Raw genomic sequence first — 18860 nt, 5'->3', positions numbered from 1 at the left:
CGTGACTTCCTTATCTTGTTCAGCGTTTAGGGAGATCCACAATGACCAGCGCAACATGGCTCGAGACTCCGGGTTCCGGCGATTACAACACGAACGCCAACTGGACCCCGGCGGCGGTTCCCGATGAAACCGCCTTCTTCAACTTCTCCAATGTAACGGCACTGACCCTTTCGGCACCCGTTACCCAAGTCGGCGGCTGGACGTTTGGAGTCGGCGCATCCAACTACTCCTTCGCCGTCGGGAGTAGCGCTGACTTGTTGTTCACCGGCGCCGGCATCGAGATCGCGGGCGGCGGCGCGGCGATCATGAATCAGGGCAGTCTTGCCTTTAGCAATTCGAGTTCGGCGGGTGACGCCAGGATCATCAACACAGGTCTTGTCTCGTTCAGTAACGATAGCTCGGCCGGCAACGCCGCGATCGTCAATAACGCCAGCGGCGCGGTTGAATTCTGGGGAACAAGCTCGGCCGCCAACGCAACCATATCCAACACTGCAGACGTGACTTTCCGCCTCGACAGCACTGCGGGCGCCGCCACCATAACGACGGGGCCCACCGGCACCACCAACTTCCTCCACAGCAGCACGGGCGGCGAGGCGCGGTTCATCACCGAAGCCGGGGGGCTCGTTTCGTTCGCCGGCACGACCGGTCCGAACGGTCTCAGAAAGATCAGCGCCGGTTCGATCGAAGGGGCGGGCGAGTACAGCCTGGGAAATAACGAGCTTACGGTCGGCAGCAACAATCTGTCGACGACCCTGAGCGGGGCGATCGTCAACGCGCCCGGCTCGGCCGGCTCGTTGGTCAAAGTCGGAACCGGCACGCTCACCTTGTCCGGTGTCAACACTTATAGCGATGTGACCAGCGTGAACGGCGGCGTGCTGCAGGTCGACGGTTCGATCGCGAGCCCGCTCACGACCGTCAACAGCGGCGCCACGTTACAGGGCGACGGCAGCGTTCGAGATGTCGTCGTCGCCGGGGGTGGAATCCTCAAACCCGGCGCGGGCGTCGGTACGCTCAGTGCCGACGCGGTGACGTTCCAATCCGGCGGGGTCTTCAGCGTCGAACTTGGACAGGGTCTTTCCGACCAGCTGGACGTGATCGGCGCGGTGGTGCTTGGCAATGCCACGCTCATGGGCGCGCGCATCGGCAACTACCACCCTGATGCCGGCGAAACCATCACCATCATCGACAACGAAGGCAACGATGCGGTGATCGGCACTTTCGCGGGCCTCGCAGAGGGTGCGACTCTCGTCACCGGCGGCCGCAAGTTCATCATCAGCTACGAGGGCGGCGACGGCAATGACGTGACGCTCATGGCGGACGGAGCCATCATCAACGGCACCGGCGCCGGCAACCTCATCAACGCCACTCAGACGGTGGCCGGCCAACCGTGTGCGACCACCGGGGCCGACACCATTTTCGGCAAGGGCGGTGGCGATAAGCTTTACGGCCTCGCCGGCGACGACACGCTGCTCGGCGGTGCGGGCAAGGACAAGCTCTGGGGCGGCACCGGCGACGACGTCATCACCGGCGGCGCCCATCGCGACGTGCTCTATGGCGGCGCGGGCCGCGACTTCTTCGATTTCAACAGCATCAAAGAGTCGAAGAAGGGCGGGCAGCGCGACAAGATCATGGACTTCAAGCGCGGCCAGGATCACATCGATCTCGTCGGCATCGACGCCAAGAAGGGCCCCGGCAATCAGAAGTTCAAATGGATCGGCAAGCAGGACTTCCACGAGAAGAAGGGCGAGCTCCGCTACGAGGATCTCGGCAAGAAGGTCATCGTCCAGGGCGACGTCAACGGCGATGGCAAGGCCGACTTCGAGATCTTCGTCAAGGCCGGCGCGCTCGGCGCCGGCGATTTCGTGCTCTAGCCGGGCTCGTCGCTACGCGGGGGTCTAGGTGCGCCTCAGACTGCCCGGCCGCCACGATACGCTTTGGGCGAGGCGCCGAAGCGGCGCCGAAAGGTCTGGTTGAAATAGGCAATGCCGCTGAAGCCGCAGGCGAGCGCAATCTCGCCTACTTTCAGCCGATCATTGCGGCGATCGGTGAGCATGGTGCGCGCTTTCTGAAGTCTCAGCTCAAGCACGCGCTCAGAGAAGCTCGCACCGGTCTCCTGCAACAGATCCTGCAGATAGCGCGTAGAAACCCCAAACTTGCGGGCGACTTCTCCAGGGGAGAAGGCGGGATCGGCGAAGCCCGCCTTGATCTCCGCCACGATCTCGCGGGCACGCGCGGCGCGCAGTCCGCGCATGGTCGCGAGCTCGGCGGCATCGTTAGCCGCGCCGAGCGACAGCGCAACGAGATCGAGCATCGTCCGGGAGATGTGGGCAACCACCGCGGGGTCGTTGTCGAACGCCTGCGGTGCGAGCAGAAATTCAAGGTAACGTTCCAGAAGCCGTGTGGCGGCATTGTTGGTATCGAGTCCCGAGGGAAAGCGGTCCTCCAAGCCATCGACCATTTCGTGCAGCGCGCGGCGCGGCAAGCTCACGCCCATCGCCTTTACCACGCCATCATGCTGGGTAGCGAACGGTTCGGCGTTGGTGAAGACCATCGTCTCCCCTGCTCCCATGACGAGCTCGCGGTCTCGCTGGCACAGCTGGCCGATAGCCGTGCCGAGATTGAAGCCGATAAAAACATCGTCGCGCGCGTCGGCGGCAACCTGCCGCGCCGTGCGGGCTTGGCGATCGAGGGGCACGATAAATCGCGTGACGCCGATCTCGCCGAACAAGACAAACTCGGTGCGTGCCGAAAAGGGCGAGCTGGGGTGAGCTGACATATCGCACTCGCCGTAGCGCGCGGCGTAGAGATCGTGCCAAAGCGAAAAGCGTTGCTGGTCGTTGAGTTCCGCCGGCAACTGGTCCGATGCGAAGACGATCTTTTCCGTCATGCGCGTGCTGACATCGGTTCCGGCTCAGTTCCTGCTCAGGTCGTGAGGCAATTTAGCACTTTCCGGCCAAAAAACCTGCGCCCAATGCGCATGAGCGAAAATCTGCATCGCCCTAGTTTCCCTGTGTGAAATTTATTTTCCCCCGATGCTTGTAAGCCTCGTCGCGGGGGGCCATTTGCCGGCGGACCGTCAATGGGTTGGAGCGAGGCCGGTCATTCAGGCTCGCACCTGCCCGCGGCGTCCGCAACGGCGCGGCCGCTTAACCAATCTCCGGCGCGGGCCTGACTAGCGGCCGCGCCGTCCAGGTCCGCAACGGCGCGGACTTTCCATCCTCAACATAGCCAGGCGCTGCACCAGGCAGCGACCTCAAGGTTTCCGCCTGCCGCGATGGCCGGCGGCGCAAGGGAGATTACGCGCATGGCTACGACCCCTACGGTTTGGAAGGCTTCAAGCCTGGTCAACACGTCTGACAACGCCGAGCAACAGCTCAACAGCCAGCTCCTTGCTCTGCCCGACGGCGGCTATCTCGTCGTGTGGGAAGATCACAGCGGCGTTCACAGTCCCGGAAGCGCCGTCGTCGCCCAGAAATACGATTTCCTCGGCAACAAGGCTGGCGGGGAGGTCAGGATCAGCCAGTCCAATGTGGATGGTACCGAGCCGTCCGTCACGCTTCTATCCAATGGCAACATCGCGGTGGCCTTCGCCGACGACGACGGCGCAAGCGGCGATGCCAATCTCTACGTGCGGGTATTTAACTCCAATCTCGGCCTGGTCCGCACCGACACAATCGATGTCAGCACGGCGCATACCATTCATCCAGAGATCACGGCCCTGGCAGATGGCGTCTACACCATCGCCTACAACGTGGTCACCGGCGGTGGCGTCGATTACGACGTTGTCGCGAGGGTTGTCGGCGGAACCGGTGTTGTCGGCGGTCAGTTCGACGTTCTGAACGAAACGGATGTGTCACAGAACCACCAGGTGGCCACGCTCTCGAACGGCAACTTCATCGTGGTTCTTGATGACCAGGTCAGCGGCGACAACAACAACCACGACATCATGTACGCCGTGTATGGCACGCAGGCGATTGCCATTACCGACGTTGTCGGCGCGAACTCAATCAACGATGAGAGATTTCCCGACGTCGCCGCGCTCAAGAACGGCGGCTTCGTCGTGGTATGGACCGACGAGATGATCGACGGCGCGGGCACCGGCATTGGCGCGAGCGTCTACACCAACGCCGGCGCGCAGGTTCGGGTCAATTTCCAGGTCAACACGACCGAGACGGGCAATCAGAGCAGTGCCAGTGTCGTGGCCCTGGCCGATGGCGGGTTTGTCGTCATGTGGGAGCACGATGCCCAAAGTGCAGTACTGGCGCAGCGATTCGATTCCGGGGGAGACCCCATAGGCTCCGAGTTCACCGTACGGGCGGGCGGATTAGATGCCGCTCAGGCCACACTCCTGAAGGATGGCCGCATCGCCTTTGCCATGGACGGCTTTGATTTTACCGGCGACGAAGACGTGTTCACCGCGATCTTCGATCCGCGTGGCGCCACGATCAACGGCACGAGCGGTGACGACCTGCTGACCAGCCGGCGCGAAGGCGGCACCGTCAACGGCAAAGGCGGTGATGATGAGCTGTTCGGTTTCGAAGGCAAGGACAAGCTGAACGGCGGCAACGGCAAGGACACGCTGGAGGGCGGCAAGGCCAAGGACATCCTCACCGGCGGCAACCAGCGCGATATCCTGACCGGCGGCGACGGCCGGGATTTCTTCGACTTCAACAAGATTTCAGAATCGAAGACCGGCGCATCGCGGCGCGACCAGATCACGGACTTCGAGCGCGGAAAGGACCACATCGACCTCAAGACCATCGACGCCAAGAACGGTGTATCCGGCAACAACAAGTTCGAGTTCATCGGCCGGGACGATTTTAGCGACACGAAGGGCGAGCTGCGCTTCAAGGATCTCGGCTCGAAGGTCATCGTCCAGGGCGACGTGAACGGCGACGGCAAGGCCGACTTCGAGATCATGGTCAAGGCCGGCGCGCTCGGCGCTGGCGACTTTGTCCTCTAGCCCCGTGAAAATGCGCGGCAGGTACCTGACGCCGCAAGGAGTGCAGCAATATGGTTGACGTTGCAGGAAACACCTCGACCACGGCGGTTCTGGAAGGAACGCCGGAAGTCGGTTCGTTTTCGGGCCAGCTCGAAAAGCCTGGTGACACCGACTGGGTGAAGCTCTCGCTCACGGCCGGCGTCACGTATCGCTTCTATTTCAGCTTTCTGGATACCGGCTCCGTCACCGAAGGCGATGCGGTGCTCGGCCTGCGCGACGCAAACGGAGCGCTGTTTCTCGCTGACGACAATAGCGGCGCTGGCACCGCCAACGCGTTCATCGCATTCACGCCCGCGACGAGCGGCACGTACTTCGCCGAATTGCGGGAGTTCGGCAACGACAATACCGGCGACTACAGCCTTTTCGTGACGACGGGTCCCGCGATCAACACACTGCTGAATGACGGCGATAACATCTTCACCGGAAACACGGTGGGCACAACGATCGCTGGCGGCAAGGGCGCGGACACTATCGATATCGGTGTCAGCCTCAACGCACTCGGCGAGCAGGGCAACGACATCATCGAGGGCAATCTGCTCGACAACATTATTTCCGGAGGTCTCGGCGACGACACGCTCTCCAGCGGGGGCGGCACGGAGGTCTTTCTGTTCGGCGATTCGGGTAACGACGTCCTTCGCGGCGGTAACGGGATCGATCATCTGTACGGCGGTCCGGGCAACGATTTGATCAAGGGCGGGGCATCCGGCGATCTCATTTATGGCGGTGCCGGTGCGGACTATCTGGACGGCCAATCGGGCAACGACGTTTTCTTCATCGCCGGCAGCCAAGGGCTCGGCGATACGTTCGTCGGGGGCAACCAAACCGATACCTTGCAGGTAACGGGGGGCGCCGCCGCCACGCTGACGGGGTTCAATGCCGGCGCTTTCTCCATCGAGCAATGGGCGGGCAACGGCAAGGGCCTGTTCGGCACGTCCGCCGGCAACGTGTTCAATTTCTCCGGTCTCGACTCCAAGACCGGGCTTCCCTTTGTCGATGGCGGCGGTGGCAAGGATTCGATCATCGGCTCGGAGTTCGCCGACGACCTGCGCGGCGGGTCCGGCAAGGACACGTTGAAGGGCGGTGACGGCAACGACGTGCTGACCGGCGGAACTCATCGCGACGTGCTGTATGGCGGCATGGGCAACGACGACTTCGACTTCAATAGCATCAAGGAGTCGAAGACGGGCGGGCAGCGCGACAAGATCATGGACTTCAAGCGCGGCCAGGACGACATCGACCTGCGCGGCATCGACGCCAAGACTGGCGTCTCCGGCAACAACAAGTTCGAGTTCATCGGCAAAGACGACTTCAGCGAGACGAAGGGCGAGCTCCGCTACCAGGATCTCGGCTCGAAAGTCATCGTCCAGGGCGACGTCAACGGCGACGGCAAGGCCGATTTCGAGATCATGGTCAAGGTTGGCGCCCTCAGCGCCGGGGATTTTATCCTCTAATCCTTCCAGGACAGGCGCACGCGGCCGCAAGGACCATGTCACTGCCTCTTCATTATCCCCGCCAGTATTACTAGGGTTGTGATCCGCGCCCGTATCGCCGAGGATTTGCCTCATCGCGAATCTCTCGAGAGGAGGCGGAGATGGAATGGCTGATCAACGACGCCTTGCCCGTGCTGGCGCGGATTTTCATCGTGTGGATTTTCCCGTTCAGCTTTCTCGACAAGATCATCAACTGGGATACCGCCGTGAAGCAGGCGTCGTCGAGCTGGCTGCCCGGCGGCGCGGCGCTGCTCTACCCGGCGATGGCGGTCGAGCTGCTCACCCCGCCGATGATCGTGTTCGGCTTTTATGACGGCATCGCCGCGTTCATCCTTGCCGGCTATTGCGTCGTGACCGGCATCGTCTATCACGCGTTCTGGACCTATCCGCGGTTCTGGCAGGCTGGAAGCGAGGGCTATCCGCACATCTGGGACTTTTTCAAGAATTTCGGCCTGGTCGGCGGCTTGATCTTCATCATGTATGCGAGCGGCTTCATCCAGGCGGTGGGCGGCGACATCGAGAAGGTCGCGGCGCTCGGCCAGTATTGAGGCGCGACCGTGACAGCCGATCCTCCGAAGCTCGCTTATTGGCATGTATGGACCGATGACGAGGGCGTGACCCACCAGGCGCGCTGTGAGCTTTCGGACTTCGTCATGCGGAGCATGGGCGGCAAAGCGGCGCCGCAATGGAACGACCATCTGCTCACGGGAGAGACGAGTGTCCTGTTCTGCGTGCTGCCCGCCGGCTGGATCGGCGATTGGCACGAGAACCCGAAGCCGCAATGGATCGTGGTGGTGTCAGGCCGCTGGTTTGTCGAGACCATGGACGGTATGCGCGTCGAGATGGGCCCGGGCGAGGTGTCGTTCGGCGGCGATCAGGGCGCGAAGACGGACGCGCAAGGTAGGGTCGGCCATCGCTCGGGCACGGTCGGCGACGAGGCCTGCGCGTTGATGGTCGTCCAGCTCGACGATGCCTGGTCGGGCGCGAGGCCCGGCGCGTTCAAATGAGGCGACCCGCCAAGAGATGGCCGTAACCCAGCTCATCAGGATCAGCATCACGGTGGCCGACCTGGCCGCCGCCACCGCCTTCTATCACGATGCACTTGGGCTCGATGTGGGGCCTGAACTGGCGCTCGGCGATCCTGCGTGGAATGCGCTGCTCGGACTCGATTCGGGTACGACGGCCCGCGCCGTCGATGTCGCCCTGGGACGGCAGACGCTCAAGCTCGTGAAGTTCGACCCGCCGGGGCGCCCCTATCCTTCTGAGCGCGCGTCGAACGATCAGTGGTTCCAACACGTCGCCCTCGTTGCCGGAGATATCGGTGCAGCGTGGCGGCGGCTGATGCGCTGGCCGCCGGGCGTAATTACCGAGGGCGAGCCGGTGCTCCTGCCGCCGAATACCGGCAAGGTCACCGCCTTCAAGTTTCGCGATCCGGAAGGACACCCGCTCGAGCTGATCGCATTCCCCGCGGATGTTGGCGCGCCCGTCTGGCACCAAGGCGCCGATCCGGGAATTCGGGGCTATGACCACACCGCCATCGCGGTGGTGGACGTCGAGCGCAGTGTCGCATTCTACACCGGACTTCTAGGCCTCAAGATCGGCGGCCGGTCGTTGAACAAGGGCCCCGAGCAGGACCGGCTCGACGGGCTCGCGGGCTGCGAGGTCGATGTCGTGGCGTTGCAGCCGGCCGACGTGGCGACGCCGCATGTGGAGCTGTTGCACTACCGCACGCCGCAAGGACGCGCCTCCCCGGAGGTTCGCGCCAACGACGTCGCTTCGGTGCGCCAGATTCATAAAGTCGACGATCTCGATGCGCTCGTGACGCAACTCGAAAAGGCGGGCACGACATTCGTTTCGCCCGGCATCGTGTCGCTGCGGCAGGGCGGGCGCGCCGCCGCGATCCGCGACCCCGACGGGCACATGATCGTGCTGCTGGCGGGGTGAGCGCGGTCGTCCTATCGCGCCAGCGATCCTATGAATCGTCCAAGGCGATGTGAACGGCGACGGCAAGGCCGACTTCGAGATTCTGGTGAAGGTCGGGGCCCTTAACGCCGGCGATTTCCTGCTCTGATCGCCGGTCAGGCAGCAAAATCCGAGACCCGGGTTGCCGGGCCTCGGATTTTTGGGCGTCTCGGCGTCGCTTGCGTGTGGACGGTGATTATTGCCCCCCTGCCGGGCTTTGTGGTATGGCCCGGGGCGAGAACAAGAACTCGACCGATAGGGGGCAGTTCCATGCATATCGATCCCAAAGAAGGCCATCCGGAGATGGACTATGCCGAGCACATGCGCACTTACGGCCAGTTCTGTAAGATGACGCTGTGGACCGTCATCCTCGTGGCTGCGATCATGGGCGCCATGGGCTACTTCTTGACGTAGGCCGGGCTTTCCGCCTGCGGCAGAACTTCCCCTTAGCTGATCCCCGACGTTCAGATAACCTTACGCGAAGCGGATCGTCCGCGCCCGGCCGATGCGTCAGCTGACGGAGCCTCGATGATTGCGATTGGCGTGCCCGCCGAAGGCCAGGACGAGCCGCGGATCGGGCTGACCCCCGAAACGGTGAAGAAGCTCATCAAGGCCGGCGCCAAGGTCACCGTGCGAGCGGGCGCGGGGCTCAGGTCGCATTTCTCCGACCAGGAATATAAAGACGCCGGGGCCGAGATTGCCAAGACCGACGCCGACGCCGTCTCGGGCGCCGATGTGGTATTCACCGTGCGCCGCCCGCCGCTCGCCCTCGTGAAGTCGATGAAGAACGGCGCGGCGCTGATCGGCATGCTCGATCCGTTCGCCGACGCCGAAGGGCTCGATGCGCTGGCCAAGACCGGCGTTTCCCTGTTCGCCATGGAGCTGATGCCGCGCATCACCCGGGCGCAAAGCATGGACGTGCTGTCGTCGCAGTCGAACCTCGCCGGCTACAAGGCGGTGGTCGACGCCGCTGCCGCCTTCGAGCGGGCGCTGCCGATGATGATGACGGCGGCGGGCACGGTGCCTGCGGCGCGCGCGTTCGTCATGGGCGTTGGCGTGGCCGGCCTCCAAGCGATCGCCACGGCGCGCCGGCTCGGCGCCATCGTCACCGCGACCGACGTGCGCCCCGCGGTCAAGGAGCAGGTGGCCTCGCTCGGCGCCAAGTTCATCGCCGTGGAGGACGAGGAGTTCAAGCAGGCGGAGACGGCCGGCGGCTACGCCAAGGAGATGTCCGACGACTATAAGAAGAAGCAGGCGGCGCTCGTCGCCGAGCACGTCAAGAACCAGGACATCGTCATCACCACGGCGCTGATCCCGGGACGGCCGGCACCGAAGCTGATCTCCAAGGCGATGATCGAAAGCATGCGGCCGGGCTCGGTCATCGTCGATCTCGCCGCGGAGCGCGGCGGCAATACCGAGCTCACCAAGCCCGGCGCGATCGCCGCGCATAACGGCGTGCGCATCTTCGGCCCGCTCAATCTGCCGGGCCAGGTGCCGGTCAACGCCTCGAGCCTCTACGCCCGCAACCTCCAGGCCTTCATCGAGCCGTTCATCGACAAGGAGACCAAGGCCCTCGCCATCAACTGGGAGGACGAGGTGGCCAAGGGCACGGCGATCGCCCGCGACGGGGCCGTCGTCAATCAGATGGTCGCCGAGCGGCTCGCCGGCAAGCCGCCGAATACGGCGCCGCAGGCGGCAACAGCCCGCAACGGCGATGACAAGGCGCCGGCCAAGCCGGCTGCCGTCAAGCGTCAGCCAAAGGGAGGCAAGACATGATGGTAAGAATCGCTCGCCTGGGCCTTATGCTTGCGGCGCTGGCCATGCTCGCTGATTTGGCGCTTACGGGAACCGCGTGGGTGAAAGAGGCCGGCGAGGGCGGCCATGACTTTCTGTCGCAATTCTCGATTTTCGTGCTCGCGGTGTTCGTCGGCTATTACGTGGTGTGGAGCGTGACGCCGGCGCTGCACACGCCGCTGATGTCGGTGACCAACGCCATCTCGTCGGTGATCGTGGTCGGCGCCCTGCTCGCCGTCGCGGTCGAGGCGGTGGGTGAGGAAGCGTGGTCCGGCCATTGGCTCGCCAAACTGCTCGGGCTTGCGGCGCTCACCATGGCGAGCGTCAACATCTTCGGCGGTTTCCTCGTCACCCAGCGCATGCTCAGCATGTACCAGAAGAAAAAGAAATGAGCCCAGGTCTCGTCGCGCTGCTCTATCTCGCCTCGGGCGTCCTGTTCATCCTGGCGCTGCGCGGGCTGTCGTCGCCGGAGACCTCGCGGCGCGGCAATTATATGGGCATGGCCGGCATGGCCATCGCCGTCGTCACCACGCTCGCCGTGGCGCGGCCGGAAACGCCGCTCACCTGGGCCATGATCGTTGGCGGCATCGCCGTCGGCGGTACGATCGGCGCCGTCATCGCCAGGCGCATCGCCATGACGGCGATGCCCGAACTCGTCGCCGCGTTCCACTCGCTGGTCGGCATGGCCGCCGTCTTGGTGGCGGCCGCCGCGTTCTACGCGCCCGAGGCGTTCGGCATCGGCGCGCCCGGCGCGATCCGCGTCGCGAGCCTCATCGAGATGTCGCTCGGCGCGGCCATCGGCGCCGTCACCTTCACCGGCTCGGTCATCGCCTTCTTGAAATTGTCGGGCCGCATGTCTGGCAAGCCGATCCTGCTGCCGGCGCGCCACGTCATCAACATCGCCCTTGCCGTCGCGCTCGTCGTCTGTGTCGTGCTGTTCTGCCAGGAGCAGACGGGCGTCTATTTCTGGGCGATCGCCGCGCTGTCGCTCTTGCTCGGCGTGCTGATCATCGTCCCCATCGGCGGCGCCGATATGCCGGTCGTGATTTCGATGCTCAACTCCTATTCGGGGTGGGCGGCCGCCGGCATCGGCTTCACCCTCGGCAATACGGCGCTGATCGTCACCGGCGCGCTGGTCGGCTCGTCGGGCGCGATCCTGTCCTACATCATGTGCAAGGGCATGAACCGCAGCTTCATCAGCGTCATCTTGGGCGGCTTCGGCGGCGAGGTGGCGGGCCCTGCCGGCGGCGCCGAGCAGAAGCCGGTCAAGCTCGGCTCGGCGGAGGACGCCGCCTTCCTCATGAAGAACGCAGGGAGGGTCATCATCGTGCCGGGCTACGGCATGGCCGTGGCCCAGGCGCAGCACGCGTTGCGCGAAATGACCGATGGGCTGAAGGAAGCGGGCGTCGAAGTCAAGTTCGCCATTCACCCGGTCGCCGGCCGCATGCCCGGCCATATGAACGTGCTGCTCGCCGAGGCCAACGTGCCCTACGACGAAGTGTTCGAGCTCGAGGACATCAATTCGGAATTCCCGCAGACCGACGTCGTCTACGTGATCGGCGCCAACGATGTGGTCAACCCGGCGGCCGAGGACGACCCGTCCTCGCCGATCTACGGCATGCCGGTGCTGGAAGTGTGGAAGGCGGGCACGGTCTTGTTCAACAAGCGGTCGCTGGCGTCGGGCTATGCCGGCATCGACAATTCGGTGTTCTACCGCGACAACACCATGATGGTGCTCGGCGACGCCAAGAAGATGACCGAAGAGATCGCCAAGGCGCTTTAGGCCCAGCCGGTCGTTGAACATTTCGCAAGTCACGCGATATATTGTCTTGTCCTAGGCTGCCTGACGCCCGACCGAACGGGGGCAGACAATGCAAGACGTACCAGACGATTTAGTCAGAAAGATTCGGGATCTGCGGGCCCCGATTCTGGCTCGTGGCGCGACTGGTCTCTATCTTTATGGGTCGCGCGGCCGTGGCGGCGCCCGGTCTGACAGCGATGTAGATATTTTCGTCGATTACGACGCAGCGTCGGACTTCTCAATCGTCGAGCTGGCCGCGATCAAGCGGCTATTGGAAGAAGCCCTCGGTCTCGACGTCCACATCACGACGCGTCAGGGCCTCAGCCCTCATTTCAGGCGGGCTGTCGAAGGCGAAGCGGTCCGGGTCCTGTGAGGAAATGGCCCCTTGAAACGACGCTTGCACAAATGCGGCAGGCGATCCGGGACGCGCGTAGTTTCACAAAAGGCATCACCTACGAGGACTTTCAAGCCGACGCAAAGACGAGACTTGCCGTCGAGCGGTGCGTCGAGATCATCGCAGAAGCTGCGCGTCGGCTACCCGCAAGCGTCCAAGCTGCTTACCCGGAAATTCCTTGGGTGGACATCCGCGGCATCGGAAACATCCTGCGTCACGGCTACGACAAGGTGGATGACAGGATCATTTGGACCGTAATCGAGCGGCATCTGGCGCCACTTGAAGAAACTCTCATGAAAATCGCCAAAGCACTGTGAGCCAGACCCTCAAGGGTTCCAGCCGCCGCTGCCGTAGGGCTTGGTGATGACCTCCAAGAGATGCCCGTTGAGGTCCTCGAAATAGAGTCCGCGCCCGCCGTCGTGACGGTTGATCTCCCCCGCTTGCGTCTGGCCGGGGTCCGCCCAATAAGAAAGCTTTCGCGCGCGGATGCGGCCGAAGATTTCTTCGAACTCCGCTTCGCTGACGAGAAAGGCGTAGTGCTGGCGTTTAATCTCGCCGCCGGCCTTCATGTAGTCGAGGTTCACGCCGTTGGCGGTGGCGACCACGGCGAACGGTCCCCATCGCGCCGGCGCGGGGAGGCCGAGCATCTCGGCCAGGAAGGCGGCGGAGGCGTCCCTGTCCGTTGCCGCCAGGATGGTGTGGTTGAGCTCTACCGCCATGGTCGCCCTTCAACACGCGAGCCCGGGTTCTGGTTGCCTGGCGTCGCCCGCGACGACTTGCGAACAAAGTTAACAATCTCAAAGATAACGAAGAATCGTCAAAGTCGGTCCGGGAATCGCCAAACTCCGGCTAAAGTCCGCCGTTACAGGCCACCCAGCTCGGCGTTGGCCGGAGCGACGCGGGTCCTTGTGCTCTGGCGATCCCGCCCCCATTTAGCCGGGAGTTAAGGCTCCTGGGGCAGGGGTTATCGCCGGAAATCGATGTACAGACTGAGGTTCGTAGGCGCGGGGCTCTAGCGCCGTCCTCGCCATGTCGTCGGCTGCAATGCGCAAAGGATCATTTGTCGCGAACGGTTACGGCCAATGCTCGAAATCGGATTTCTTATACGGGCGCAACCGTGAGGCCGCGGCCTTATTAGATGTTGCGGCATGAACGAGCCGTTCAACTGCCGTTCATACCGGTCTCGTACGATAGAAGAAGACTCATAAAGACAATAACTGAGAGGCGTTACCTGGTCCATGTTGAACCTCCTCTTCGCACTCGTGGGGATTTTCGCGCTGTTCTGCATCGTCGCGCGATTGCTGCACCGCTATTTCGTGTATGTGCCGGATCCCACGCGGGTCGCGCCCAAGGACGCCGGACTGACCGGCGTCGACGAAATCGTGTTCAAGGCGGCCGACGGCACATTGCTCATCGCCTGGTATTCGCCAGCGCGCGACGGCAAGCCGACCTTGCTCTATTTCGGCGGCAATAGCGGCAACGCCGCGTATCGCGCCGGGAAGATCAAGATGATGGCCGCGGACGGCTACGGCGTGTTCCTGCTCAACTACCGGCGCTATGGCGGTTCTGGCGGACGCCCAACCGAGAAGCGTGTCGCCGCGGACGCGGTCAGCGCTTATGACTATCTGCGCGGCCTCGGCGTCGCGCCGCATGACATCGTGCTCTACGGCGAGTCGCTCGGCACGGCTGTCGCCACCCGGCTTGCCTTGCAGCGCGAGGTCAAGGCACTCGTGCTCGAAGCGCCGTTCACCTCGGTGGTGGATGTCGGCCGCCTAATGTGGCCGCTCCTGCCGCTCAACCTGATCATGGTCGATCAATACCGCACCATCGACCGCATCGGTCAGGTCGAGGTGCCGCTGTTCATTATCCACGGCGGCCGGGACAATGTGATTCCCCTCGATCACGCGCGCCGCGTGTTCCATGCGGCGAACGAGCCGAAGGCACTTTGCGTGGTGCCGAGGGCCGGCCACAGCGATGTGTTCGAGCAGGGGGCGTGGGGCAAGGTCCGCGACTTCCTCGTCAGCCTCGAGCCGGTGCCGGTCGTCGTCGCGCCGGTCGCCCGCGCGGGGCTTCAGGTCGAGATCGCGGCGGCCGCCGACGCCAACCGGTAGAGCCACCATTTCTGTGTCATGCCCGCGAACGCGGGCATCCAGTAACCCCTAACCTTCGTTATCGGGACGGCGGTGATTACTGGATCGCCCGGTCAAGCCGGGCGATGACAAATAACATGTAGCTGTAGGACTAGCGGCGGCCGCGCGGCTTGGGCGCCGCGGCGACGCCGGACTCGCGCTGCGCCTTCTTGCGCGCGAGCTTGCGGGCGCGGCGGATGGCTTCGGCCTTCTCGCGGGCGCGCTTCTCCGACGGCTTCTCGTAATAGTTACGGAGCTTCATCTCGCGGAAGATGCCTTCGCGCTGCATTTTCTTCTTCAGCGCCCGGAGGGCCTGATCGACATTGTTATCGCGAACGACGACTTGCACGCGTCTTACATCTCCGTCTTGGCCGTTGGTTTGGGAATTGGAGCGGGGCCAAACATGACCTTGACCGGAACCGCCAAGATCCCGCATCCGGGCCTCCTGTAGCAAAACCACCGCCAATTGTCCAGACGGCTTCAGCCTTTGGGGAAGAGCCGGGTGACGTGGCCCATCTTGCGGCCCGTCCTGGTGTCGGTCTTGCCGTAGAGGTGGACCGCGGTGCCGGGCTCGGCGGCGAGGGTTCGCCACTCCTCCACATCCGCCCCAAGCAGGTTGGTCATGACTGCGTCGCTGTGGCGGCCCGTGGCGCCGAGCGGCCAGCCGGAGATCGCCCGCACATGGTTCTCGAACTGGCTGACCAGACAGGCGTCGATGGTCCAGTGGCCGGAATTATGCACCCGCGGGGCGAACTCGTTGACGATCAGGTTCGGCGTCTCGCCCTCGCGCTCGAACATCTCGACGCAGAGCACGCCGACGTGGTCGAGCGCCTCGACAACAGCGCCGGCGATGCGCCGCGCCTCGAAAGCGATGCTCTGCGAGATGCGGGCGGGGGCACGGCTCAGGGCGAGGATGCCGCCCTGGTGCACGTTTTCCACCACGTCGTAGAAGCGCGCCTCGCCGTCCTGGCCGCGCACGGCGATCACCGACACTTCGCGGTCGAACCGCACCACGCCTTCGAGCAGCGCCGGCATGCCGCCGAGGGCATGCCAAGCCGCCTCGGCCTCGCCGCCGTTGTGGATGAGCACCTGGCCCTTGCCATCATAGCCGAAGCGCCGCGTCTTGAGCAGGGCAGGTGTCTTCACGCGGGATAGCGCCTCGCGCAGGCCGTCGAGACTGTCGACCGCGGCGTAAGGGGCGACAGGAATGCCGAGCCCGCTCACGAAGTCCTTCTCGGCGAGGCGGTCCTGGGCGATGGCGAACGATCTCGGCGGCGGGAACACCGGCGCTTCGCGGCCGGCGATCTCGAGGGCCTTGGCCGGGACGTTCTCGAACTCGCAGGTGACGACCCCGACCTTGCGGGCGAAGCCGGCGAGCGCCGCCTCATCGTCATAGCCGCCGACGGTACTCTCCGCCGCGACGTCGAAGGCTGGGACGTTCGCCTCGTCGCTATAGATGTGGACTTTCAGCCCGAGCCGGCTTGCCGCCACGGCGAGCATGCGGCCGAGCTGGCCGCCGCCGAGAATGCCGATCGTGCTGCCGGGCGGCAGCTTCACCTCAGGCATTATCCTCGAGCGCCTCGGCAACGGAGGCGGTCTGCGCCGCGCGCCAGGCCGCGAGCCGCGTGGCAAGACTCGCATCGCCAAGCGCAAGGATGCCGGCGGCGAGCAGCCCGGCGTTGGTGGCGCCCGCCTCGCCGATGGCGAGCGTGCCGACCGGCACGCCGGCGGGCATCTGGGCGATGGAGAGGAGACTATCGAGGCCCTTCAAGGTGCGGCTCTCCACGGGCACGCCGAGCACCGGCAGTTCGGTCATGGAAGCGGTCATGCCGGGAAGGTGCGCCGCGCCGCCGGCGCCGGCAATGATGACCTTGAGGCCGCGGTCGCGCGCGGTCGAAGCATAATCGTAAAGGCGCTTCGGCGTGCGGTGGGCCGAGACCACCTTCGTCTCGTACGGCACCCGCAAGGTATCGAGCACGTCGGCGGCGGCTTTCAAGGTCGGCCAGTCCGAGCGGCTTCCCATGATGATGCCGACGGCTGGTTTCGCATCGCTCATGCTTGCGCTCATGGGAGGATCGGGGCGAGGGGCCCCCGGCGGAAAGCGCGCGATTATAGGGACGCGCCCTTGCTTGGCAAGGCGCCTCTCCGTCGATGCCGCCTTGCGCGCCGGCGGGGAATCGGTTGGCTTGAGTTGTCGTCACCCAAGCGAGCGATCGCCGGATGCCCCAGTCCTCGCCAGACCACCCGCGGAACAGCAAGCTGATGCGGCTCTATCTTCTGTTCGCCGCGGTTCTGCTCGTGCCGATCGCACTCGCCTACGGGATTGCGCCTGCCGCGACCGTCCCAAGGCTCTTCGATATCGCCGTCACGACCGCCGATCAGAAGCAGATCTTCCGTGCCTTGATGTGCCTCTATCTCGGCCTGTCGGCTTATTGGGTCTATGCCGCCTTTACTGCTGCGTGGCAGCGGCCAGCGGTGGCGTTGGCGGTCATCTTCTGCTTTTCGCTGGCGCTCGGCCGAGGGATCAGCCTCGTGGCGGACGGGCCGGCGAGCCGACTGCTCGACATCTACTTGGTTGTGGAAATCCTGGGCGGGCTCCTCGGCATTGCCGTGCTCGCCTACGAGCGGCGAAAATCTAGGCGATGATGTCGGGGAGGAGCTGGTCCTCGATCCGGGAAATCTCGTCCTTCAAGAAAAGCTTCTTTTTCTTGAGGCGCTTGAGTTGCAGCGCATCGGCGCGGCCAGACTCCTCCAGCGCATTGATGGCGCTGTCGAGGTCGCGATGCTCCTGCTTGAGCCTGAGCAACATCGCCCGAAGCTCGCGAATCTCCTCGCTCTCCATCGGGCGTCCCCTGCTCCTTTGCCTTCCGGGACGGTAAAGTATCGCGGCGAAAGACAGGCGGCGCAAGGGCTTGGCCCTTGGAAACTGGGGACTCCCGGGCCGGGAACTCAAGATCGCCGATGCGCGTAGAACGCCGGCGACACTACCGCAGGCCACAGGCGACCATTAGACAAGTCGCCGCCGGTTTGACAGAATAAGGACGGAGACAATCGACATAGGAGGTCCGATATGGCGCTAGACGCACACCTCGTGGAGTTGTCTGAGAGGCACCGCGCGTTGGATCGCAAAATCGAAGAAGAGCAAAGCAGGCTCACGACCGATCCCCTCAAAATCGCGGAATGGAAGCGTCAAAAACTGCGTCTGAAGGATGAGATGGAGCGGCTCAAGCACGAGTCGAGCCACCACTAGGCCGCTCCAAAGCGGCCGGGAAATAGACTTTGAGGAGCGCCCGGTTCAAGCGCTTTGGGCGCGTAAGGAGAGTTTATTGGCCGCGAGGTTGAGGCCCCAAGCCTCCCCGCGGCCGTTGCTTTGGATGCTCCCCGCGTCGCGCCTTGTCTTGACCTAGGTCAGACCGGTGGGCGCTGGAAGCCTTTATCCTCGGCTTTGGATTTGAGTCGCAGAGGGAGGCGATCCGATGAGGTGCGGCGCTGGGCATCGTTGGGCATGGAGCGGGGCGTTATTGATCGCGGCCGCGTTGCTGGGAGCGGCAGCGCCGTTTTCCGCCGCAGCCGGTGAGAAGGATCTCACCGACAAAGGCGAGATGCTCGTCCGCGAGAATTGCGCGCGCTGCCACGCCATCGGGCTCACCGGCGCAAGCCCCCTCAAGGAGGCGCCACCGTTCCGCACCCTCTCCGCCAAGTACCCGATCGAGAATCTCGCCGAATCGCTCGCCGAGGGCATCGTCTCGGGTCATCCGGACATGCCGATCTTCGTGTTCGAAACGCCGGAGGTCGACGCCATTATCGCCTATCTGGAGTCGATCCAGGTTACGCCGGAGCCCGCCGAGCCGGGCATTCCCGGCGAGTAGGGCGCGCGTCAAACGTCGGCCGCGCCTTCCGGCCACATCAGCCAGTCGCGGGCTTCTTCCACTTCGTCCGGCGCGAAATGCTCGACCTCGCAATCCATGAAGGGCGAGACGAGACTCGACCAGAGATTGTGGATCTCCGGGCTCGCCACGACGGCGATTCGGCTGAAGTCCTTGAGGTGGCGCAGGCTGAACTTGACGTCGTGCCACAGCGCCGCGGCGTCCATGCCCTCGAAATCCTTGACCACCTCCAGCACGCGCACCTGGCCGTGCCGCTCGATGAAGGCCTCGAGCTTCGCCGCGACCTTGTCGAATTCCGCGGTCGAGACCCGGCCGCTCAAGGCGATCTCGACCGCCTGCGCGTTGTCGTGTTCGGTGTAAGACAGCATCGAGGACCCGCTATGGAGGCGATTCGAAGGTGC

The 18860-nt window shown here is 64.1% G+C and carries 23 protein-coding genes; 16 read left to right on the top strand and 7 right to left on the bottom strand.

All coding sequences use genetic code 11. The features are described from left to right. Positions 1 to 41: 41 nt before the first annotated feature. Complete coding sequence (locus tag ACRECX_RS08030) at positions 42 to 1871, top strand: M10 family metallopeptidase C-terminal domain-containing protein (protein ID WP_431558308.1); 1830 nt, start codon at positions 42 to 44, stop codon at positions 1869 to 1871. 35 nt (positions 1872 to 1906) lie between these two features. Here ACRECX_RS08030 and ACRECX_RS08025 read toward each other — a convergent pair whose 3' ends face one another. Next, complete coding sequence (locus ACRECX_RS08025; protein ID WP_431558307.1) at positions 1907 to 2887, bottom strand: AraC family transcriptional regulator; 981 nt, start codon at positions 2885 to 2887, stop codon at positions 1907 to 1909. A gap of 417 nt (positions 2888 to 3304) precedes the next feature. Between ACRECX_RS08025 and ACRECX_RS08020 the strand changes: the two genes are divergently transcribed. The 11 genes from ACRECX_RS08020 to ACRECX_RS07970 all read left to right on the top strand — a co-directional run bounded on the left by ACRECX_RS08020 (position 3305) and on the right by ACRECX_RS07970 (position 12760). Beyond that, entirely contained in the window at positions 3305 to 4963 is a 1659-nt protein-coding gene (locus ACRECX_RS08020) for a calcium-binding protein (RefSeq protein ID WP_431558306.1), read from the top strand. Between the two features lie 50 nt (positions 4964 to 5013). After that, the gene (locus ACRECX_RS08015) at positions 5014 to 6453 is read left to right on the top strand and encodes a calcium-binding protein (protein WP_431558305.1); all 1440 of its coding nucleotides are present in this window, start codon (positions 5014 to 5016) and stop codon (positions 6451 to 6453) included. Positions 6454 to 6593: 140 nt separating this feature from the next. Beyond that, a complete protein-coding gene (locus ACRECX_RS08010; RefSeq protein ID WP_431558304.1) occupies positions 6594 to 7040 on the top strand; it encodes a DoxX family protein in 447 nt (148 codons plus the stop codon). A 9-nt stretch (positions 7041 to 7049) separates the two neighbouring features. Further along, positions 7050 to 7499, top strand: a complete 450-nt coding sequence (locus ACRECX_RS08005) for a cupin domain-containing protein (protein ID WP_431558303.1) — start codon at positions 7050 to 7052, stop codon at positions 7497 to 7499. Between the two features lie 16 nt (positions 7500 to 7515). Further along, entirely contained in the window at positions 7516 to 8436 is a 921-nt protein-coding gene (locus ACRECX_RS08000) for a VOC family protein (RefSeq protein WP_431558302.1), read from the top strand. Between the two features lie 288 nt (positions 8437 to 8724). Further along, positions 8725 to 8868, top strand: coding sequence for an aa3-type cytochrome c oxidase subunit IV (locus tag ACRECX_RS07995; protein WP_431558301.1), 144 nt, complete (start codon positions 8725 to 8727; stop codon positions 8866 to 8868). Positions 8869 to 8982: 114 nt separating this feature from the next. Then, complete coding sequence (locus ACRECX_RS07990) at positions 8983 to 10230, top strand: Re/Si-specific NAD(P)(+) transhydrogenase subunit alpha (RefSeq protein WP_431558300.1); 1248 nt, start codon at positions 8983 to 8985, stop codon at positions 10228 to 10230. Beyond that, complete coding sequence (locus ACRECX_RS07985; protein WP_431558299.1) at positions 10227 to 10640, top strand: proton-translocating transhydrogenase family protein; 414 nt, start codon at positions 10227 to 10229, stop codon at positions 10638 to 10640. The genes ACRECX_RS07990 and ACRECX_RS07985 overlap by 4 nt, the downstream gene beginning before the upstream one ends. Continuing rightward, positions 10637 to 12031, top strand: a complete 1395-nt coding sequence (locus ACRECX_RS07980) for an NAD(P)(+) transhydrogenase (Re/Si-specific) subunit beta (RefSeq protein ID WP_431558298.1) — start codon at positions 10637 to 10639, stop codon at positions 12029 to 12031. Before ACRECX_RS07985 ends, ACRECX_RS07980 begins: the two co-directional genes overlap by 4 nt. Positions 12032 to 12119: 88 nt before the next feature. Beyond that, the gene (locus ACRECX_RS07975; protein WP_431558297.1) at positions 12120 to 12422 is read left to right on the top strand and encodes a nucleotidyltransferase family protein; all 303 of its coding nucleotides are present in this window, start codon (positions 12120 to 12122) and stop codon (positions 12420 to 12422) included. Positions 12423 to 12454: 32 nt separating this feature from the next. Beyond that, positions 12455 to 12760, top strand: a complete 306-nt coding sequence (locus tag ACRECX_RS07970) for a HepT-like ribonuclease domain-containing protein (RefSeq protein ID WP_431558296.1) — start codon at positions 12455 to 12457, stop codon at positions 12758 to 12760. 9 nt (positions 12761 to 12769) lie between these two features. Here the strand turns inward: ACRECX_RS07970 and ACRECX_RS07965 are convergent, their stop codons facing one another. Then, positions 12770 to 13162 carry a VOC family protein gene (locus ACRECX_RS07965; RefSeq protein WP_431558295.1) on the bottom strand — a complete coding sequence of 131 codons (393 nt, stop codon included), beginning with the start codon at positions 13160 to 13162 and terminating at the stop codon, positions 12770 to 12772. A gap of 519 nt (positions 13163 to 13681) precedes the next feature. On the opposite strand from ACRECX_RS07965, the gene ACRECX_RS07960 reads away from it, so the two are divergent. Then, positions 13682 to 14554, top strand: coding sequence for an alpha/beta hydrolase (locus ACRECX_RS07960; RefSeq protein ID WP_431558294.1), 873 nt, complete (start codon positions 13682 to 13684; stop codon positions 14552 to 14554). Between the two features lie 130 nt (positions 14555 to 14684). Here the strand turns inward: ACRECX_RS07960 and rpsU are convergent, their stop codons facing one another. From rpsU to purE, 3 genes are all read right to left on the bottom strand, one after another. Then, a complete protein-coding gene (gene rpsU, locus ACRECX_RS07955; RefSeq protein WP_431558293.1) occupies positions 14685 to 14921 on the bottom strand; it encodes a 30S ribosomal protein S21 in 237 nt (78 codons plus the stop codon). A gap of 131 nt (positions 14922 to 15052) precedes the next feature. Next, positions 15053 to 16138: a 5-(carboxyamino)imidazole ribonucleotide synthase gene (locus ACRECX_RS07950; RefSeq protein ID WP_431558292.1), complete on the bottom strand. Its 1086-nt coding sequence runs from the start codon at positions 16136 to 16138 to the stop codon at positions 15053 to 15055. Beyond that, positions 16131 to 16628, bottom strand: a complete 498-nt coding sequence (gene purE / locus ACRECX_RS07945; RefSeq protein WP_431558291.1) for a 5-(carboxyamino)imidazole ribonucleotide mutase — start codon at positions 16626 to 16628, stop codon at positions 16131 to 16133. Before purE ends, ACRECX_RS07950 begins: the two co-directional genes overlap by 8 nt. Before the next feature lie 164 nt (positions 16629 to 16792). Between purE and ACRECX_RS07940 the strand changes: the two genes are divergently transcribed. After that, on the top strand, positions 16793 to 17218 hold the full coding sequence (locus ACRECX_RS07940; protein ID WP_431558290.1) for a DUF4345 domain-containing protein: 426 nt from the start codon (positions 16793 to 16795) through the stop codon (positions 17216 to 17218). Here the strand turns inward: ACRECX_RS07940 and ACRECX_RS07935 are convergent. Beyond that, positions 17208 to 17414, bottom strand: coding sequence for a YdcH family protein (locus tag ACRECX_RS07935; protein WP_431558289.1), 207 nt, complete (start codon positions 17412 to 17414; stop codon positions 17208 to 17210). The genes ACRECX_RS07940 and ACRECX_RS07935 overlap by 11 nt on opposite strands. Before the next feature lie 228 nt (positions 17415 to 17642). Here ACRECX_RS07935 and ACRECX_RS07930 point away from each other — a divergent pair, with 228 nt between their 5' ends. Together ACRECX_RS07930 and ACRECX_RS07925 are read left to right on the top strand one after the other, a co-directional pair. Next, a complete protein-coding gene (locus ACRECX_RS07930; protein WP_431558288.1) occupies positions 17643 to 17822 on the top strand; it encodes a YdcH family protein in 180 nt (59 codons plus the stop codon). A gap of 271 nt (positions 17823 to 18093) precedes the next feature. Then, positions 18094 to 18441 carry a c-type cytochrome gene (locus ACRECX_RS07925; protein WP_431558287.1) on the top strand — a complete coding sequence of 116 codons (348 nt, stop codon included), beginning with the start codon at positions 18094 to 18096 and terminating at the stop codon, positions 18439 to 18441. 8 nt (positions 18442 to 18449) lie between these two features. Here ACRECX_RS07925 and ACRECX_RS07920 read toward each other — a convergent pair whose 3' ends face one another. Further along, on the bottom strand, positions 18450 to 18827 hold the full coding sequence (locus ACRECX_RS07920; protein ID WP_431558286.1) for an STAS/SEC14 domain-containing protein: 378 nt from the start codon (positions 18825 to 18827) through the stop codon (positions 18450 to 18452). Positions 18828 to 18860: the final 33 nt, after the last annotated feature.

This window comes from Methyloceanibacter sp., from assembly GCF_050726195.1.
Classification (GTDB): Bacteria; Pseudomonadota; Alphaproteobacteria; order Rhizobiales; family Methyloligellaceae; genus Methyloceanibacter.
Note: the sequence above shows the minus strand (reverse complement) of the source record. Positions and strands in the feature narration are given on the sequence as shown.

What these genes read in the sequence shown, in the direction of transcription:
- ACRECX_RS08030 (WP_431558308.1), top strand. Translation starts at nt 42, where the DNA reads ATGACCAGCGCAACATGGCTCGAGACTCCGGGTTCCGGCGATTACAAC.
- ACRECX_RS08025 (WP_431558307.1), bottom strand. Translation starts at nt 2,887, where the DNA reads ATGACGGAAAAGATCGTCTTCGCATCGGACCAGTTGCCGGCGGAACTC.
- ACRECX_RS08020 (WP_431558306.1), top strand. Translation starts at nt 3,305, where the DNA reads ATGGCTACGACCCCTACGGTTTGGAAGGCTTCAAGCCTGGTCAACACG.
- ACRECX_RS08015 (WP_431558305.1), top strand. Translation starts at nt 5,014, where the DNA reads ATGGTTGACGTTGCAGGAAACACCTCGACCACGGCGGTTCTGGAAGGA.
- ACRECX_RS08010 (WP_431558304.1), top strand. Translation starts at nt 6,594, where the DNA reads ATGGAATGGCTGATCAACGACGCCTTGCCCGTGCTGGCGCGGATTTTC.
- ACRECX_RS08000 (WP_431558302.1), top strand. Translation starts at nt 7,516, where the DNA reads ATGGCCGTAACCCAGCTCATCAGGATCAGCATCACGGTGGCCGACCTG.
- ACRECX_RS07995 (WP_431558301.1), top strand. Translation starts at nt 8,725, where the DNA reads ATGCATATCGATCCCAAAGAAGGCCATCCGGAGATGGACTATGCCGAG.
- ACRECX_RS07990 (WP_431558300.1), top strand. Translation starts at nt 8,983, where the DNA reads ATGATTGCGATTGGCGTGCCCGCCGAAGGCCAGGACGAGCCGCGGATC.
- ACRECX_RS07985 (WP_431558299.1), top strand. Translation starts at nt 10,227, where the DNA reads ATGATGGTAAGAATCGCTCGCCTGGGCCTTATGCTTGCGGCGCTGGCC.
- ACRECX_RS07980 (WP_431558298.1), top strand. Translation starts at nt 10,637, where the DNA reads ATGAGCCCAGGTCTCGTCGCGCTGCTCTATCTCGCCTCGGGCGTCCTG.
- ACRECX_RS07975 (WP_431558297.1), top strand. Translation starts at nt 12,120, where the DNA reads ATGCAAGACGTACCAGACGATTTAGTCAGAAAGATTCGGGATCTGCGG.
- ACRECX_RS07970 (WP_431558296.1), top strand. Translation starts at nt 12,455, where the DNA reads ATGCGGCAGGCGATCCGGGACGCGCGTAGTTTCACAAAAGGCATCACC.
- ACRECX_RS07965 (WP_431558295.1), bottom strand. Translation starts at nt 13,162, where the DNA reads ATGGCGGTAGAGCTCAACCACACCATCCTGGCGGCAACGGACAGGGAC.
- ACRECX_RS07960 (WP_431558294.1), top strand. Translation starts at nt 13,682, where the DNA reads ATGTTGAACCTCCTCTTCGCACTCGTGGGGATTTTCGCGCTGTTCTGC.
- ACRECX_RS07950 (WP_431558292.1), bottom strand. Translation starts at nt 16,138, where the DNA reads ATGCCTGAGGTGAAGCTGCCGCCCGGCAGCACGATCGGCATTCTCGGC.
- purE (WP_431558291.1), bottom strand. Translation starts at nt 16,628, where the DNA reads ATGAGCGATGCGAAACCAGCCGTCGGCATCATCATGGGAAGCCGCTCG.
- ACRECX_RS07940 (WP_431558290.1), top strand. Translation starts at nt 16,793, where the DNA reads ATGCCCCAGTCCTCGCCAGACCACCCGCGGAACAGCAAGCTGATGCGG.
- ACRECX_RS07935 (WP_431558289.1), bottom strand. Translation starts at nt 17,414, where the DNA reads ATGGAGAGCGAGGAGATTCGCGAGCTTCGGGCGATGTTGCTCAGGCTC.
- ACRECX_RS07930 (WP_431558288.1), top strand. Translation starts at nt 17,643, where the DNA reads ATGGCGCTAGACGCACACCTCGTGGAGTTGTCTGAGAGGCACCGCGCG.
- ACRECX_RS07920 (WP_431558286.1), bottom strand. Translation starts at nt 18,827, where the DNA reads ATGCTGTCTTACACCGAACACGACAACGCGCAGGCGGTCGAGATCGCC.